The sequence below is a fragment of the Streptomyces rugosispiralis genome, from assembly GCF_024505145.1.
Taxonomy (GTDB): Bacteria; Actinomycetota; Actinomycetes; order Streptomycetales; family Streptomycetaceae; genus Streptomyces; species Streptomyces rugosispiralis.
Genome location: NZ_JANIAA010000009.1, coordinates 86121 through 102316 on the forward strand (window position 1 = coordinate 86121; position 16196 = coordinate 102316).

The 16196-nt window shown below is 73.8% G+C and carries 13 protein-coding genes; 10 read left to right on the top strand and 3 right to left on the bottom strand.

Features of this window, described 5'->3' with window-relative positions:
- Positions 1-84 precede the first annotated feature (84 nt).
- From NP777_RS16950 to NP777_RS16975, 6 genes are all read left to right on the top strand, one after another.
- Positions 85-909 (top strand): MetQ/NlpA family ABC transporter substrate-binding protein, encoded by an 825-nt coding sequence (locus tag NP777_RS16950; RefSeq protein ID WP_256650989.1) that lies wholly within the window; start codon positions 85-87, stop codon positions 907-909.
- A gap of 198 nt (positions 910-1107) precedes the next feature.
- Positions 1108-1755 carry a GNAT family N-acetyltransferase gene (locus NP777_RS16955; protein ID WP_256650990.1) on the top strand — a complete coding sequence of 216 codons (648 nt, stop codon included), beginning with the start codon at positions 1108-1110 and terminating at the stop codon, positions 1753-1755.
- Between the two features lie 295 nt (positions 1756-2050).
- Positions 2051-3304, top strand: a complete 1254-nt coding sequence (cbiE, locus tag NP777_RS16960; protein ID WP_256650991.1) for a precorrin-6y C5,15-methyltransferase (decarboxylating) subunit CbiE — start codon at positions 2051-2053, stop codon at positions 3302-3304.
- A 280-nt stretch (positions 3305-3584) separates the two neighbouring features.
- Complete coding sequence (gene cobT, locus NP777_RS16965; RefSeq protein ID WP_256650992.1) at positions 3585-7820, top strand: nicotinate-nucleotide--dimethylbenzimidazole phosphoribosyltransferase; 4236 nt, start codon at positions 3585-3587, stop codon at positions 7818-7820.
- A 116-nt stretch (positions 7821-7936) separates the two neighbouring features.
- A complete protein-coding gene (gene cobA / locus NP777_RS16970; protein ID WP_256650993.1) occupies positions 7937-9157 on the top strand; it encodes a uroporphyrinogen-III C-methyltransferase in 1221 nt (406 codons plus the stop codon).
- An 81-nt stretch (positions 9158-9238) separates the two neighbouring features.
- The gene (locus NP777_RS16975) at positions 9239-10057 is read left to right on the top strand and encodes a TrmH family RNA methyltransferase (RefSeq protein WP_256650994.1); all 819 of its coding nucleotides are present in this window, start codon (positions 9239-9241) and stop codon (positions 10055-10057) included.
- A 342-nt stretch (positions 10058-10399) separates the two neighbouring features.
- On the opposite strand, the gene NP777_RS16980 is transcribed toward NP777_RS16975, so the two are convergent.
- Entirely contained in the window at positions 10400-11758 is a 1359-nt protein-coding gene (locus tag NP777_RS16980) for a serine/threonine-protein kinase (protein WP_256650995.1), read from the bottom strand.
- A gap of 308 nt (positions 11759-12066) precedes the next feature.
- Between NP777_RS16980 and NP777_RS16985 the strand changes: the two genes are divergently transcribed.
- Positions 12067-12303 carry a hypothetical protein gene (locus NP777_RS16985; RefSeq protein WP_256650996.1) on the top strand — a complete coding sequence of 79 codons (237 nt, stop codon included), beginning with the start codon at positions 12067-12069 and terminating at the stop codon, positions 12301-12303.
- Between the two features lie 285 nt (positions 12304-12588).
- Positions 12589-12807, top strand: coding sequence for a hypothetical protein (locus NP777_RS16990; protein ID WP_256650997.1), 219 nt, complete (start codon positions 12589-12591; stop codon positions 12805-12807).
- Between the two features lie 243 nt (positions 12808-13050).
- Here the strand turns inward: NP777_RS16990 and NP777_RS16995 are convergent, their stop codons facing one another.
- Both NP777_RS16995 and NP777_RS17000 read right to left on the bottom strand, forming a co-directional pair.
- Positions 13051-13638, bottom strand: a complete 588-nt coding sequence (locus NP777_RS16995; RefSeq protein ID WP_256650998.1) for a TetR family transcriptional regulator — start codon at positions 13636-13638, stop codon at positions 13051-13053.
- A gap of 139 nt (positions 13639-13777) precedes the next feature.
- Positions 13778-14677: a cyclase family protein gene (locus tag NP777_RS17000; RefSeq protein WP_256650999.1), complete on the bottom strand. Its 900-nt coding sequence runs from the start codon at positions 14675-14677 to the stop codon at positions 13778-13780.
- 176 nt (positions 14678-14853) lie between these two features.
- Here NP777_RS17000 and NP777_RS17005 point away from each other — a divergent pair, with 176 nt between their 5' ends.
- Together NP777_RS17005 and NP777_RS17010 are read left to right on the top strand one after the other, a co-directional pair.
- Positions 14854-15825, top strand: a complete 972-nt coding sequence (locus tag NP777_RS17005; protein WP_391858528.1) for a phosphotransferase family protein — start codon at positions 14854-14856, stop codon at positions 15823-15825.
- A gap of 76 nt (positions 15826-15901) precedes the next feature.
- A complete protein-coding gene (locus tag NP777_RS17010) occupies positions 15902-16183 on the top strand; it encodes a TFIIB-type zinc ribbon-containing protein (protein ID WP_020867118.1) in 282 nt (93 codons plus the stop codon).
- Positions 16184-16196 lie beyond the last annotated feature (13 nt).

Here is a 16196-nt window from a genome sequence, read left to right on the forward strand (position 1 = left end):
CCCCCACACCCCCCATACCGCCAGACCGAATTCCGCTTCCGCACCCGCGGCGGATTCGTGCGTCCCCGAAGAAAGGCACTTTTCGTGCGTAACACCACCAAGACCGTCACCACCGTCCTCGCCGCCGGAGCGCTCGCCCTCGGCGTCGCGGCCTGCGGCGCCCCGGGTTCGTCGGACGACAAGAACGGCGCGCTGGTCGTCGCCGCGAGCCCCGTCCCGCACGCGGAGATCCTCAACTACGTCAAGGACCACCTGGCCGACAAGGCGGGCCTCAAGCTTGAGGTGAAGGAGTTCACCGACTACAACACGCCGAACCTGTCCACCCAGGACGGCTCGGTCGGGGCCAACTACTTCCAGAACCAGCCGTTCCTCGACGACTTCAACAAGAAGAAGGGCACCGACATCGTGCCCGTCGTCACCGTGCACCTCGAGCCGCTCGGACTCTACTCGCACAAGGTGAAGAAGACCGACGAGCTCAAGAAGGGCGCCACCGTGGCCGTCCCGAGCGACACGGTCAACGAGGCCCGCGCGCTGAAGCTGCTGGACGCCAACGGCGTCATCAAGCTCAAGAGCGGCGTCGGCAACGAGGCCACCCCCAAGGACATCACCGACAACCCCAAGGGCCTGAAGTTCAAGGAACTGGAGGCCGCCCAGCTGCCGCGGTCGCTCGACGACGTGGACGCCGCGGTCGTCAACGGCAATTACGCCATCGAGGCGCACCTCAAGCCCGCCAAGGACGCCATCATCCTCGAGTCGCCCAAGAACAACCCGTACGCCAACTTCCTGGCCGTGAAGAAGGGCAACGAGGACGACCCGCGGGTGAAGAAGCTGGCCAAGCTCCTCACCTCCCCGCAGGTGAAGAAGTTCATCAAGGACCAGTACCAGGGCTCCGTGCTGCCGTCCTTCTGATCCCCCGGCACACCGTCACCACCGCAACGAATTCGCCAACGTTTCCCGCCCGCTGGCGGATCCCCGAGGCTCCGCGTCCGGACCACAACCGGATGCGGAGCCTTCCGATTCACCCCCCGTGCTGCATTTCCCCTGCGTGATGCTGCATGCTGGGCCTTTCCACGGCCCAGACAACGATCCCCGGTTACGGAGCGGCGCATGACATCCACCTTCCCGGACATCTCCATCAGTACGGAACGGCTGGTGCTGCGCCCGTTCGAGGAAGCGGACATACCCGCGCTCGCGGACATGATGAACGACGAAAGCGTCATCGCCTGGACCCGGGCGCCCTATCCGTACGGCCTCGGGGACGCCCGCGATCAGGCGCTGCGGCTCGCCCCGGCGGAACGGACCACCGGCCGCGGAATCGTCTTCGCGGTCGCCGAATTCCTCACCCAGCGACTCGTCGGCATCGTGCATCTGTGCCACACCGACTGGCGGCTGCTGGCCACCGAGGTCAGCTATATCGTCGCCCCCTGGGCGCGCGGTGAGGGCTATGCCTCGGAGTCGGTGCTGGCCGTGGCCCGCTGGCTGTTCCAGGACCAGAAGTTCGAGCGCCTGGAGCTGCGTACCGCGGCCGGCAACACCGCCGCCCAGCAGGTAGCCCAGAAGGTCGGCTGCATCAGCGAGGGCGTATTGCGCCATGCCTGGATAGCCCGCACCCAGACGGAGGACGGTGGCTGGACCGATCTGCGCACCGACCTCATCGTCTGGAGTCTGCTCGCCGAGGACCTCGACGGCGCCCCCGACCGGATCTCCGGGCCCGACGGCTTCGGCGTCTACCCCAGCTACTCCGAGTGGGGCTGACGCCCCCACCGCACCCTGGCCGGGGCGGACATCCGGCGCATTCGCGCCGTCCGCGCCCTCGGCGCACCACCCCAGCGCCCGCCCCCACTCCGGCGGTCCGGACCAGCCGGGGTACTCTCTGTCCGCGCTGAGCACCCGCGCCTCGGCCGCGTCCGGGGCCGTGACCCGCGCACCGCGGCGCACCGGCCGCGACCCGCCCGTGGACCCTCACGGGCACCGCACCCGCGACGCGCCCGCATCCCACCGCGACGCACCGACAGACCCGACCCGCCACACATAGGGGAGAACAAGGACGATGGCCGACCGCGTCACGGTGATCGGTTGGGACGGCACCCCGCTCACGGACGCGGCCCGCTCCGCCCTCGGCGCGGCCACCCTCGTGGCCGGTGCCGCCCATCACCTGGCGCTGCCCGAAGTCCCGCCCGGCGCCGAGCGGATCCGGCTCGGCAGCGTGGACCTCGCGGCCCGCAGGATCGCCCAGCACCGCGGCTCCGCCGTGGTCCTGGCCGACGGCGACCCCGGCTTCTTCGGTGTCGTCCGCGCCCTGCGCGCCCCCGAGCACGGGCTCGAGGTCGAGGTCGTCCCCGCCGTCTCCTCCGTCGCCACCGCCTTCGCGCGGGCCGGAATGCCCTGGGACGACGCCCAGGTCGTCGTCGCCCACAGCCGCGATCTGCGCCGCGCGGTCAACGTCTGCCGCGCCCACACCAAGGTCGCCGTCCTCACCTCGCCCGGTGCCGGGCCCGCCGAACTCGCGCTGCTGCTCGGCCCGGTGCACCGCACCTTCATCATCTGCGAGGCCCTGGGCACCGAGCGCGAGCAGGTCACCGTGCTGACCTCCGACAAGGCCGCCGACCACGCCTGGCGCGACCCCAACCTCGTCATCGTCATCGGCGGCTCCGGCATAGCGCCCGTCCGCGGCGGCGCGTCGGCCGGTGCCGCCCGCGGCGCGCTGCAGAGCGGCGGCTGGATCGCCGGACGCGAGCCCGGCTACCCGGGCGCCGTCCGCGGCTGGGCGCTGCCCGGCCCCGCGTACGGGACCGCGCTGAGCGAGAGCGAGTCCCCGCAGCTGCGCGCCCTTCAACTCGCCCGCGTCGGCCCCCGCCTGGGCGACCTGGTCTGGGACATCGGCGCGGGCAGCGGCGCGGCGGCCGTCGAGACCGCCGGGTTCGGCGCCGCCGTCATCGCCGTCGACCGCGAGCCGGACGCCTGCGAGCGCACCGCCACCCTGGCCCGCCGCTTCGCCGTACAGCTCCAGGTGGTCCAGGGCGTCGCCCCCGGAGTGCTGGAGGACCTGCCGGAGCCGGACGTGGTGCGGATCGGCGGCGGGGGCGCGCCCGTGGTCGCCGCGTGCGCCGCGCGCCGCCCCGAGCGCATCGTCACCCAGGCCGCGACCCGGGACGAGGCGGAGGCCATCGGCGCGGCGCTGGAGGACGGCGGCTACGCCGTCGAATGCGTGCTCCTCCAGTCCGTCGAACTGGACACGCGGGGCTGGACCGAACGGGAGCGGGCGGTCGCCTTCATGCTGTGCGGCCACCGCCCGCACCAGTGATTTTGTCCTTGTGACGTTCGCCCCGAGCTTCGCCCCGGTGACCTGCTCGGGGCACCGCGCGAGGTAGGCTGGCGGATCGTTGTACTGCCTTTACCGCTGCCCGGCGTTCGGCGCTTTATTGGCCAAAGGCCGGAATGTGCCCCTCCCTTGGCGGGGCCGCGGTAGGCAAGCCTCGGGCGTGTCTACGTGCCGCGCACGGCGCATGCTCGTTCTTGCTCAGGGGGCTTGCTCTCGGCGGTAGGCGGTTGGAAGGAGCACTAGCGATGGGCGAGGGGTACGCATGACCGACACCGGCCAGGTCCCGGGAGAGGGACTGCCGGAGAACGCAGGCGGACGACTCGGACACCCGCACCCGGCGGATGTCCATGCCCCGCCGGCCGACGCCGGTTACATCGAACAGCCGCAGCCCGGTGTCCCTCCCGGCGCCGCCTACACCTTTCTCGAAGGCCCGGAGCACGTGGGCGAGGAGGACGACCTGCTGCTGATGCCGGGTGCCCAGGGCGCCTGGAGCGAGCAGCAGGCCCAGTACCAGACCGGGGCGTACGAGGCGGGCGTGCTCGACCCCGCCGCGTACGCCGAGACCCAGATGCCCGAGCCACAGCCCGTGGCGGAGCAGCCCGTACCGCAGCCGGCCCCCGCCCCGGCCGCCTACGCGGCGCCCACCGCCCCCGCCCGGCGGCCGCTCCACATGGGCCCGCCGGTGCCCGACACCTCCAACGGCGTGGTGCGTTCGCTCGCCGACCGGGGTCCGGCGGCGGGCCGGCACGCCGCGCCCGTACGCCAGCCGGAGCCGCAGCCCCAGTCGCAGGCGGCGCCGGAGCCGCAGGTCGCGCCCGAGCAACAGGCCGTCCCGGAGGTCCTGGAGCCGCAGGTCGCACCCGAGCCGCAGCCGCAGGTGCCGCATCAGGCCGCCGCCCAGCCCGAGCCGCGGCCGGAGTACGCGGCGGGGGCGCAGCAGGGCGTCCCGGGGCCCGAGCAGGGCGGGATGGCCGAGCAGCCGTTCGCGGGGCCCGAGCAGTTCGTCCTGCCTGAGCAGCCGTTCGCCGCGCCTGAGCAGTTCGTCGTCCCCGAGCAGCAGCCGGTCACGCCGGAGCAGCCGCCCGGCATGCCCGAGCAGCCGCTGGCGGCGGACTACTCCACCGCGCCCCAGTACGCCGCCGGGCCGCAGTACTTCACCCCGCAGCCCGACGACCCGGGTCGGCTCCCCGGGCCCCAGCTCGCGGACCTCTCGCAGCTCGTCGACGCCCCGCCGCCGGGGGACGCCTGGGACTCCACGCCGCCGGTGCAGCATGCCGTGCCCGTGGAGACGGGCGTTCCGGCCGAGGAGCCCCAGGTCGCGGAGACGCCCGAAGCGGAGCCCGGTCCCGAGCAGTTCGCCCGGCCCGAGGCGGTGGCGCCGGAGGCCCAGCCGGTCGCGATGGACCAGGCGTATGCGGACCCGGCGGTCGCGGACCCGCACCAGATGGGCGCGACCATCCCGGCCCAGGCCGGGGCGCCCGTCGAGGAGCCCGCCCCGCAGGCCGCCCTGGCCGAGGAGCAGGTCGTCGACATCCCGGCCCAGGCCCAGGCCGAGCCCGTCACCGAACTGCCCGAGGCCCAGCCGGTCCCGGATCCGGTCGCGGAGGCCGTGCCGGAGATTCCGGCGCAGCTGGCCCATGAGCCGATCGCGATCGAGATGCCGCCCGCCCCCGCCGCCGAGGCGCCCGCCGCCGAGGACCCCGCCCAGGAGGCCGCTCAGCAGCTCCCGGAGCAGTCCGCCGAAACGGTGGAGCAGCCCGCCGTGGACCCGGGGCACTCGATAGTGGCCGACGAGCCGCCGCAGGCCGAGGAGCCCGCCGAGCCGCGGGTTGAGGCGACGGCGGAGGCCGCACCGGAGGCCGCACCGGAGGCCGCACCGGAGGCCGCACCGGAGGCCGAGGCCGCGACGCCGGAGGAGCCCGCCGAGGAGCAGGCGGCGGCCGAGGCGCCCGAGCAGGAGCCCGAGCCGACCGCAGCCGAGGCGGAGACCTCTGAGGCGGAGACCCCCGAGGCGGTGGCTGAGGAGCCGTCACCGGAGGAGCAGGCTCCGGAGGCCGAAGTGGCGGACACTCCGGAGCCCGAGGCCGCCGCGAGCGAAGCTCCCGAGGCGGAGGCACCCGAGAGCGCCGAGGCCGAGACGACGCCCGCCCAGCCGGAGCCGGAGCCGGAGCCGGAAGCGGCCGCCGAGGCAGCGTCGGAGACCGGTACGGAGGCCACCGGGCCCACGGCCGAGGCTGAGGCAGGGGCGGAGGCCCAGCCCGCCGAACCCGAGGCCCCGGCCCCCGAAACGGCCCCCGAAGGCGAAGTCACCGAGCCCGAGACCACCGAGCAGGACGCCGCGGAGCCGGAAGCCGGTGCTCCGGAACCCGACGCCGCGGCAGCCGCCGAGCCCGCAGCCGCCGAGCCCGAGGCCAACGCGACGGAATCCGAGCCCGAGCCCGAGGCCGAGATCGCCGAACCGGAGACCACGGACGCGGCAGCCGCCGAGCCCGAAGCCATGGAGCCCGACGTCGGCACCGCCGAAGCCGCCGACTCCGAAGCTGACGTCGAAGCCGAAGCCGACTCCGAAGCCGAAGCCGCCGCCTCCGAGCCGGAGCCTGGGCCGGAGCCCGAGCCGGAGCCGGAACCCGAGACGGCCCCCGAGGACACCACCCCCGAAACGGCCCCCGAACCCGCAGCGGAGCCGGAGCCCGAGTCGGAATCCGGGCCGGAGCAGGAGCCGGTGCCGGAGCCCGAGCCCGAAGCGGTCCCCATCCCCCTCGGCCCCCGCGCCGAGGGGTACGACGAGGCCGAGCGCGCCGCCGTCCACCGCGTGATGCGCGAGCGCCGGGACATCCGTAACGGCTTCCGGCCCGACCCCATCCCGCACGAGGTGCTGCTGCGCGTCCTCGAGGCCGCGCACACCGCGCCCAGCGTGGGGCACTCCCAGCCGTGGGACTTCGTCGTGATCCGCTCGGCGGAGACCCGGCGTGCCATGCACGAGTTGGCCATGCGCCAGCGGGACGCGTACGCCAAGTCCCTGCCCAAGGGCCGGGCCAAGCAGTTCAAGGAACTGAAGATCGAGGCCATCCTCGAGACCCCGGTCAACATTGTCGTCACCGCCGACCCCACCCGCGGCGGCCGCCACACCCTCGGCCGGCACACCCAGCCGCAGATGGCGCCGTACTCCTCCGCGCTCGCGGTGGAGAACCTGTGGCTCGCCGCCCGCGCCGAGGGCCTCGGCGTCGGCTGGGTCAGCTTCTTCGACGAGCGCGAGATGGTGCGGGAGCTGGGGCTGCCCGAGCATCTGGAGGTCGTGGCGTATCTGTGCGTCGGATACGTCGACGAGTTCCCGGAGGAGCCCGAGCTGATGAAGGCCGGGTGGTCCAAGCGCCGCCCGTTGTCCTGGGTCGTCCACGAGGAGGCGTACGGCCGCCGCACCCTGCCCGGCGGGGACCCGCACAATCTGCTCCAGGAGACCCTGCGGGGCATCCGCCCGCTGGACGCCAAGGCGCTCGGCGAGGCGTGGGAGCGGCAGAAGCGGATGACCAAGCCGTCGGGCGCGCTCGGCATGCTGGAGATCATCTCCGCCCAGCTGAGCGGGCTGTCCCGGCAGTGCCCGCCGCCGATCCCGGAGCCCGCGGCCGTCGCGGTCTTCGCGGGCGACCACGGGGTGCACGCCCAGGGCGTCACCGCCTGGCCGCAGGAGGTCACCGGCCAGATGGTGGCCAACTTCCTGGGCGGCGGCGCGGTCTGCAACGCCTTCGCCGGCCAGGTGGGCGCCGAGGTGTGCGTCGTGGACGTCGGCGTGGCGAGCGATCTGCCCAGCACCCCCGGGCTGCTGCCGCGCAAGGTGCGGGCGGGCACCGGAGACTTCACCGTCGGCCCCGCGCTCACCCGCGAGGAGGTGCTGCGCGCCATCGAGGTGGGCATCGAGACCGCCCGCGATCTGGTGGCCGCGGGGAACAAGGCGCTGCTCACCGGGGAGATGGGGATCGCCAACACGACCGTGTCGGCCGCCCTGGTCTCCGTCTACACCGGCGCCGACCCGGCCGAGGTGACCGGGCGCGGCACGGGCATCAACGACGAGATGCACGCGCGCAAGATCGATGTCGTACGGCGCGGTCTCGAGCTGCACCAGCCAGATCCGGCCGACCCCATCGGCGTCCTGTCGGCGTTCGGCGGTCTTGAGCACGCCGCGATCGCCGGGCTGCTGCTGGGCGGCGCCTCGCTGCGTACGCCCGTGATCCTGGACGGGGTGAGCGCGGGCGCCGCCGCGCTGGTCGCCCGGGCCATCGCGCCCGAGGTGCTGGCGGCCTGCATCGCGGGCCACCGCAGCGCCGAGCCGGGCCATGTGGCGGCCCTGAACAAGCTGGGTCTGCGCCCCCTGGTCGACCTGGATCTGCGGCTCGGCGAGGGCACCGGGGCGCTGCTCGCCCTCCCGGTGGTGCAGAGCGCCGCACGGGCGATGCACGAGGTGGCCACGTTCGACTCCGCAGGGGTCACGGAGAAGAACTGATGCGTGCCCCCGCCGCGTAGGGTGTCGGCGGGGGCTCCGCCCCACAGACGATCAGCCGCTCCAGCGCCGCAGCGGCCGTTGCTTCGCATGATTCGCATGAGGAGAGCCGCACCGCCATGTCCGAAAACTTCGCATACCCGGTCGGGCTGCGCCTTTCCGGGCGGCGTGTCGTCGTCCTCGGGGCGGGTCAGGTCGCCCAGCGCCGGCTGCCCGCGCTGATAGCGGCCGGTGCGGACATCCTGCTGATCTCGCCGTCCGCCACGGCCTCCGTCGAGGCCATGGCCGAGGCGGGGGAGGTGCGCTGGGAGCGCCGCCGCTACCAGGAGGGTGACTTCGAGGGCGCCTGGTACGTCCTGATCACCACCGACGACCCGGAGGCCAACGCCGCCGCGTCCGCCGAGGCCGAGGCGCGCCGCATCTGGTGCGTACGCAGCGACGACGCCGAGGCCGCCTCCGCCTGGACCCCGGCCACCGGGCGGAGCGAGGGCGTCACCGTCGCCGTCCTCACCGGGCAGGACCCGCGCCGCTCCGCCGCCGTACGGGACGCCGTGGTGGAGGGGCTGCGGGACGGCACCCTCGCCGCGCCCCGCCACCGCACCCGCGGCCCGCATGTGGCGCTGGTCGGCGGCGGGCCGGGCGATCCGGACCTGATCACCGTGCGCGGCCGCCGCCTCCTCGCCGAGGCGGACGTGGTGGTGGCCGACCGCCTCGGCCCCCGCGATCTGCTCGATGAACTGCCGCCGCATGTCGAGGTGATCGACGCGGCGAAGATCCCGTACGGCCGTTTCATGGCCCAGGAGGCGATCAACAACGCGCTGATCGAGCACGCCAAGGCGGGCAAGTCGGTGGTCCGCCTCAAGGGCGGCGACCCCTTCGTCTTCGGGCGCGGCATGGAGGAGGCGGAGGCGCTCGCCGAGGCCGGGATCCCGTGCACCGTCGTGCCCGGCATCTCCAGCTCCATCAGCGTCCCGGGCGCGGCCGGGATCCCGGTGACCCACCGGGGCGTCGCGCATGAGTTCACGGTGGTCAGCGGCCATGTCGCCCCCGACGACCCCAGCTCCCTGGTGGACTGGGCGGCGCTGGCGAGGCTGCGCGGCACGCTGGTGCTGCTCATGGCCGTCGAGAAGATCGGCGCCATCGCCGCGGCCCTCGTCGCCCACGGCCGCGCCGCCGACACCCCCGTCGCGGTGGTCCAGGAGGGCACCACCCCGGCCCAGCGCCGGGTGGACGCGACCCTCGCCACCGTCGGGGAGAAGGTCGCGGCCGAGGGCGTACGGCCCCCGGCGGTCGTGGTGATCGGCGAGGTCGTCGCCGTCTCGTCCCGTGACCACCGGTGACGTCATCGAGACGTAACCGCCGGTAACTTATTCGCGTCGGGCTCATTGGCACCGCATCCAGGACAAGGCAGTATCACTTAAGTGGCTGATCTCATCACCGTCGATGATCCGGACGACCCGCGGCTGAGCGACTACACGGGTCTGACCGATGTGGAGCTACGACGCAAGCGGGAGCCGGCCGAGGGCCTGTTCATCGCCGAGGGCGAGAAGGTGATCCGGCGCGCCCGGGTCGCCGGTTACGAGATGCGCTCGATGCTGCTGTCGTCCAAGTGGGTCGATGTGATGCGGGACGTGATCGAGGACGTCCCCGCCCCCGTCTACGCCGTCAGCCCCGAACTGGCCGAGCGCGTGACGGGCTACCACGTCCACCGCGGCGCCCTCGCCTCCATGCAGCGCAAGCCGCTGCCGGACGCGGAGACGATCCTGGCGGGCGCGCGGCGCGTCGCCATCATGGAGTCCGTCAACGACCACACCAACACCGGCGCCATCTTCCGCAGCGCGGCGGCCCTCGGCATGGACGCCGTGCTCCTCTCCCCGGACTGCGCCGACCCCCTCTACCGGCGCTCGGTCAAGGTCTCCATGGGCGCCGTCTTCTCCGTGCCGTACGCCCGGCTGGAGAGCTGGCCGCGCGGGCTGGAGGCGGTCCGGGCGGCGGGCTTCAAGATCCTCGCGCTGACCCCCGACGAGAAGGCCACCACCATCGACGAGGCGGCCCCGCACCGCCTGGAGCGGGTCGCGCTGATGCTGGGCGCGGAGGGCGACGGGCTCTCCACCCAGGCCCTGATGGCCGCGGACGAGTGGGTCCGGATCCCCATGGCCCACGGCGTGGACTCCCTCAACGTGGGCGCGGCGGCGGCGGTCGCCTTCTACGCGGTGACCTCGGGCAGACCGACGCGCTGACCGCCAGGGGGCGTCCGCCGAGTGGCAGGCCGCGTAGCAGGGGCCTCGCCCCTGGACCCCGGGGATCTCAGGGGCTTCGCCTCTGGGCTCCTGGATCCCGGGGATCTCAGGGGCTTCGCCTCTGGGCTCCTGGATCCCGGGGATCTCAGGGGCTTCGCCTCTGGGCCCCTGGACCCCGGGGATCTGGGACGGAGCCCCGCCTTCCAGCCCCTCCGGCGATTGAGGAGCGGGGTCTGGGGCGGAGCCCCAGTTGTGGGAAGGGGCGGGGAGGGGAACAGCCCGCCGCAGGCGCCAACCCCCGCCGGACACTCCGTACCCAACGGCCGTCAGACTCAGCCGCAACTAACGGCCGTCAGGCTCAGCCGCCACCGAGCCCGCAACCGAGCCCGCAACCGAGCCCGCCACCGAGCCCGGTGCCGCCGACGAAACCGCCCCCGCCCCAGCCGGCTTCGGCGGCGCACCCAGACCGTTCGCCGGCCCCTGACAGCCCTGCGCCGCCGCGATCCCCAGCGCCACCAGCAGCGTCACCACGACGAACACGGTCAGCCGCTGCCGCAGCAGCCGGCGGTTGGGCCCGCTGGGGCGGCGTCCGTTCGGCGAGGTGCGCACGGTCTGGGCCGGGCGCCCCGGGCGGTCCGTACGCGCGGGTGGCCGCTGGCCACCCCGGCGCTGGGCCGGGCGCGCGGGCGTGTTCCGCCCCGAGGGGCGGCCCGAGCCCCCGCCCGTACTGGCCCCCGGCCGCTGCGGCGGGGGCCCGCTCCGCGGCGCGGGCGTACCGCCGGAGCGCCGCTCCGTGTGCTGGTCCGCGTACGCCTCGGGGCGCCGCGCCGGAGGACGGCCCTGCCCACCCCCGTAGCCCCCGGCACCGGAGCCGTGGCCGTGCGCCTCGCGCGCCGCGATCTCCTTCAGCCGCAGCGACAGTTGCAGAGTGCTCGGCCGGTCCTCCGGGTCCTTGGCCAGACAGGCGTGGAGCAGCGGGGCCAGGGCGTCGGGGACGCCCAGCAACTGCGGCTCCTCATGCACCACCCGGTACAGCATCACCTCGGAACTGCCGTGCCCGAACGGCGAGTCCGCCGTCGAGGCGTACGCGAGCGTGGCGCCGAGGGCGAAGACGTCGGTCGCCGGGGTCACCGCCGCGCCCCGCACCTGCTCGGGCGCGAGGAAGCCGGGCGAGCCGACCGCCGTGCCCACATGGGTGAGGGTGCTGGCCCCGGTCGCCCAGGCGATACCGAAGTCGATGATGCGCGGGCCCTTGGGCGAGAGCAGGATGTTGGAGGGCTTGAGGTCGCGGTGGACGACCCCCGCCTCATGGACCGCCAACAGCCCCTCGGCCAGTGCCGACCCGATCGACGCGACCTGGGCGGCAGGCAGCGGGCCCTCCTCGTTCACCTTGTCGTGGAGGGAGGGGCCCGGTACGTACTGGGTGGCGAACCAGGGCCGGTCGGCCTCCAGGTCCGCGGCCACCAGCCGGGCCGTGCAGCCGCCGCGGATCCGCCGCGCGGCGGAGACCTCCCGGGCGAACCGGGACCGGAACTCCCGGTCCTCGGCGAGATCCGGCCGGATCACCTTCAGCGCCACCCGCTGTCCGCGCCGGTCGGAGCCGAGGTAGACCACGCCCATGCCGCCCGCGCCGAGCCGCCGATGGAGGCGGAAGGAGCCGACGACACGCGGGTCCTCGCGCCGGAGCCGCATCATCGCCATGTCCGTCCCCTACCTCCGGTGGGGGCCCCTTCCCTTAACCCCTGGTGGGGAGCCCCATCCGCTGCCGTCTGCTTGCCGTTTGCCGTCGAACTGCCGTCGGTTCGCCGCTGTTGTTCCGTTGCCGTCCGTCTGACGTGCACAGCTTACGGATTGACGGCCCCTCGCGCTGAGAGGCCGCGCATGCGTCGGCCGATGGATTGTCAGTGGTGCCTGGGATCCTGGAGAAGTGGGCCGGAATCGTGGCAATCCGCGCTCGGGCCCGCTGCTGCGTGATCTCAAAAGGCCGTCTCAGAAGGGGGATTGAGACCGTGAAGGGTGATCGTGTGGAGATAGTCGTGGACGCGGGGGACACGACGCGGACGTATGAAGTGGTGGCCACCAGGGCGGGCCGGAGGGTCGAGACGGCGGTCCGGCGGGGGGTGGTGGAAGTGAGCGAAGTCACCCGTAATGGGTCCGTTGTGCGGACGGCCCGCTTCATGGCCAACCGGGTGCTGGCCCTGGTGGAGCAGCCGGTGGAGCGGAGCGAGGAGGGGGAGGGTGAGTAGCGTCCGCAGGCGCTCGGAGGGGCACCCTCCGCGGGCTCCGGAGGGCTCCCGGAGGCATCCCTTCCGCGGTCCCCTCCGGGAAGACCCCAAGGCGTGAGCGCGCATCTCCACCCAGGGGAGTAGTCGACGCCTCCCGGGGTCATCCTCCGGGAGGCCCGGCAATCGGTACGAAGGCATGACGCCGAGGACCGGGCCGCGCGCCTAATGTTGTCGTCAAGCGGCGGGCGCAGCACTCGTCCCCCGAGGTCAGACGCTCGCCGCCCCAGATGTGACGGAGGAGGGACGATGGCGGACACGGCTGGACGCACGCTCATCGGAACACGTCGTCGCAGGTCCGCGAGCGCGGCGGTGGACGCGTTCGGCGGCCCGCAGACCGGCACCCGCCATCCTCTGGTCGCGGCGGCGATGGTGCTGCCGATGGCCATCCTCCTGACCATCACCTTCGGCGGCTGGGATGCCGTCGTCACACAAGCGTCGTCCGTGGCGGGAATGCTGGGGCGCTGAGGCGCCCCGGGCCCGGGAGAGCGGCCCGGGCCGGGGACTTCCGGCCATTAACCCCGTGGGGACGGGGGTGCGGCGGACGGCACGAATGCCCGGACAGCTGGGGAGCTGTCCGGGCATCGCGCCTTTCCGGACCCGTTCGGACCGCCGTCGTGACCCCTTCACGGCCCTGCACGGGGCTCGGGCGCCGGGGCCGCCGCCACGGGGGCGGTGATGCCGAGCCGGGTTCGCGAGGCAGCTGGTTGTTCAGCGCGGGCGCAGGCCGTCGATGAGCAAGGCGCAGATGGACCGCAGGGCGGCCTCGGCCCCCGGGGTCTGCCATTCGGGGGCGTGGGCGGGGTGGTGGTAGGCCATGGTGGCGGCGAAGACGGTGCGCGCCGTCGCGGTGGGGTCGGGGGAGGCGAAGTCGCCGCTGGTGACGCCGTCGGCGATGATGCCGCGCAGCTGCTCGATCAGTTCGGCCACATGGTCGGCGGCCGCGCTGCTGTGCTCGGCGGTCAGGACCCGGTAGGTGGCGAAGAGCTCCGGGTCCTCGGACAGCAGGGTCCGCTTGGTGGTGAAGAGTGTGGTGAACCAGGTGCGGAGCCGCTCGGGCGGGGCCTGCCGGGTGTCGGCCGCGACCGCCGCGAGGGGGTCGCGCGCCTGGCCCAGCCAGCGCCGGGTGACGGCTTCGCGCAGCGCCGCCTTGGACGGGAAGTGGCGGTAGACGCTGGCGTGGCTGACCCCCAGAACCCGCGCCACGTCCAGCACCGTGGCCTTCGCCGGTCCATGGCGGCGCAGCACGTCCTCGGTGGCCGTCAGGATGGTCTCGGCGTCGAGGGGGCCCGAACGCATCAGGGCTCGCCGTTCCGTACGAACCGTTCGCCGTTCCGTACGAACCGCACCGCGTTCCGGACGAACCGCACCGCGCGGCTCCCGGCCCCGGCGTCCGGCACCGACTGCTCCCTCACTGCCAGTTCCTCCTGGTGGCGGGTCAGAAGACCGCGAGTGGGTTGACGGGCACCCCGGTCAGCCCGTGGATACGCGGCGGCGCCACGGTGAGCAGGAAAGCATAGCGGCCCAGCTCCGCGCAGACGGCGGCGAGCTCGTTCACCTCCGCGGCGTCGATCAGGGGCAGGCCCATCATCGGCAGGGCGACCCGGTGCAGCGGCAAGGGGCAGGCGGGGTCCAGGTCCGGGTGCGGGTCGCCGATGTCGCCCGCGTAGAGCGACACACCGCGCCGGTGCATCCAGCGCACCGCGTCCAGGCTCATCCCCGGCATCGGCCGGTCGGGGTCGGGCGTCATGGGCCATCCACAGCGCACCACCAGGGCGTCCCCGGACTCCAGCCGTACGCCCTGGCGCTCCTCGGCCGCCTCGAAGTCCCGCGAGGTGACCGCGTGGCCACTGGGCAGCGGGCCGTCGGCCGCCAGATCGAGCAGGATTCCCCGGGTGGCGATCCCGGCGGCGTACGCCGCTGTGGAGCCGTGCCGGGCACCGGCCGGTGTCACGGCCTCGTCCACGGGCCGCCCCGGATAGACCCGCCCGTCCCGGATCGAGTGCCCCAGCGCGTCGAGATGCGTGGAGCGCGGGTGGTGGTTGGTCACCAGCATCACATCCGCCGTCGCGGGCGCCGGGGAGCCGACGTAGACCATCATCTGCTGGACCGGCGAGGCGTCCTGGGTGGCGGGCGCGAAGGGGCCGCTGATGAGCGGCGCCGGCCGGATCGGAAGCGCGAGTGACACCGTCCGCCCGGTGCGGGCCTCCGCGGCGCCCCTGGCCCGGGCTTCCCCGGTGATGAGGTTGAGCGTGCCGCGCTCGTCGTCCGCGCCCCACCGGCCCCAGTTGCTCGGCAGGTCCTCCGGCGCGTCGGTTCCCGTGTGTCGTGTGTCCATGGCACCGAAAGCTACCGCCATTGTTACAGAGTTCAAAATCTGTAACCCATCCACGGAGCGGGAGAACGAGAGGTCCGCGCGCGGGTGTATCGCCCGACACCAGGAGGTCCGGAGCCCCGGCACCTCGCCCGGCAAGGGCTACGATCCCGGGGCAGCCGAATGAACATGGGGGAGCCGTGAGCCAAACCGCGGCGCAGCTCGTCACCGCCCTCCGCCGGGCCCAGCGCGACGCCACCGCCGAGGTGACCGTCCTGGCGGACCGGCCGGACGGCACCGTCGTCCGGTGCGGCCACGTCGTCGCCAAGGCGCATCCGCCCGGTACGGACCCGGCCGAGCTGGCGGTACGGCTCGGTGTCGCGGCCCACCCCCGGTGCGCGGAGATACTGCTGCCGCCGGTCGACGGCATGGGGGCGCTGCCCGACGGGCGGCAGGTCACCCTCTGGCCGTACGGCGAACCCGTGGCGCCCGACGCCCCGGACGCCGTCCCCTGGGTCGAGGCGGGGAAGCTGCTGGCCCGGCTGCACTCCGTACCGATCGCCGAACTGCCCGGCCCGCTCCCGGCGATGCGCGGCCCGGCCAAGGCGGCCCGCGCCATCGCCCGGCTGCGCGCGGCGGCGCTCCCCGACAGCGTGGCCACCCGGGCCGTGCTGCGGGCCTGGACCGGACTGCCCGGCTGGGCGCGGGGCGTGAACCGTACGGATCACATGAACAAAGGTGACGACCGTACGGATCGCATGAACAAAGGTGACGAAGGCGGCGAACGCATCGGGCTCTGCCACGGCGATCTCCACCTCGGCCAGCTCATCCGCCACCGTGCCACCGACTGGCGGCTGATCGACATCGATGACCTCGGCCTCGGCGACCCGGCCTGGGACCTCGCCCGCCCCGCCGCCTGGTACGCCGCCGGGCTGCTCGCCGCCGAGGACTGGGGGCGGTTCCTGGGCGCGTACCGGGCCGCGGGCGGCTCCGCCGCGGGGGAGCGTGACCCCTGGCCGCGGCTGGACGTGCCGGCCCGCGCCCTCACCGTCCAGACCGCCGCGCTCGCGCTCGCCAAGGCGGCGGCCGCCGGGCGGGCGTTGGACGAGGCCGAGGAGGCGATGGTGGAGGCATCCGTCCGCATCGCCCACTTCATGGAGGCCGCGGGATGAGGCCGTAGGGTGAAGTCCACGCGCCCGGAGGCAAGTTGCGGCGCGCCTGTCCGAAGCATGAGGAGTTGAGCGGACCATGCAGTGTCCCAAGTGCCATGCGCCGATGCACACGTACAACCGCAATGGCGTGCAGATAGAGCAGTGCAGCGGCTGCCGGGGGATCTTCCTGGACTATGGGGAGTTGGAGGCGCTGACCCGCCTTGAGTCGCAGTGGACGCAAGCGGTGCCGCCCGCTCCGCCCGGTGCCCCGCAGGCGTACCCGGCCGCACCCGCGTGGGGCGCCCCGCAGCACGGACACCACGGCGGCCACCACGGCCATCACAAGCGCGGCTTCGGGCACATGCTCTTCTCGTCCTGAGAAGCTTCTGACC

Bases quoted from the DNA above. Each gene is read 5' to 3' on its own strand.
- NP777_RS17010 (WP_020867118.1), top strand. From the start codon at position 15,902: ATGCAGTGTCCCAAGTGCCATGCGCCGATGCACACGTACAACCGCAAT.
- NP777_RS16955 (WP_256650990.1), top strand. From the start codon at position 1,108: ATGACATCCACCTTCCCGGACATCTCCATCAGTACGGAACGGCTGGTG.
- NP777_RS16980 (WP_256650995.1), bottom strand. From the start codon at position 11,758: ATGGCGATGATGCGGCTCCGGCGCGAGGACCCGCGTGTCGTCGGCTCC.
- cobA (WP_256650993.1), top strand. From the start codon at position 7,937: ATGTCCGAAAACTTCGCATACCCGGTCGGGCTGCGCCTTTCCGGGCGG.
- NP777_RS16990 (WP_256650997.1), top strand. From the start codon at position 12,589: ATGGCGGACACGGCTGGACGCACGCTCATCGGAACACGTCGTCGCAGG.
- NP777_RS16995 (WP_256650998.1), bottom strand. From the start codon at position 13,638: ATGCGTTCGGGCCCCCTCGACGCCGAGACCATCCTGACGGCCACCGAG.
- cobT (WP_256650992.1), top strand. From the start codon at position 3,585: ATGACCGACACCGGCCAGGTCCCGGGAGAGGGACTGCCGGAGAACGCA.
- cbiE (WP_256650991.1), top strand. From the start codon at position 2,051: ATGGCCGACCGCGTCACGGTGATCGGTTGGGACGGCACCCCGCTCACG.
- NP777_RS17000 (WP_256650999.1), bottom strand. From the start codon at position 14,677: ATGGACACACGACACACGGGAACCGACGCGCCGGAGGACCTGCCGAGC.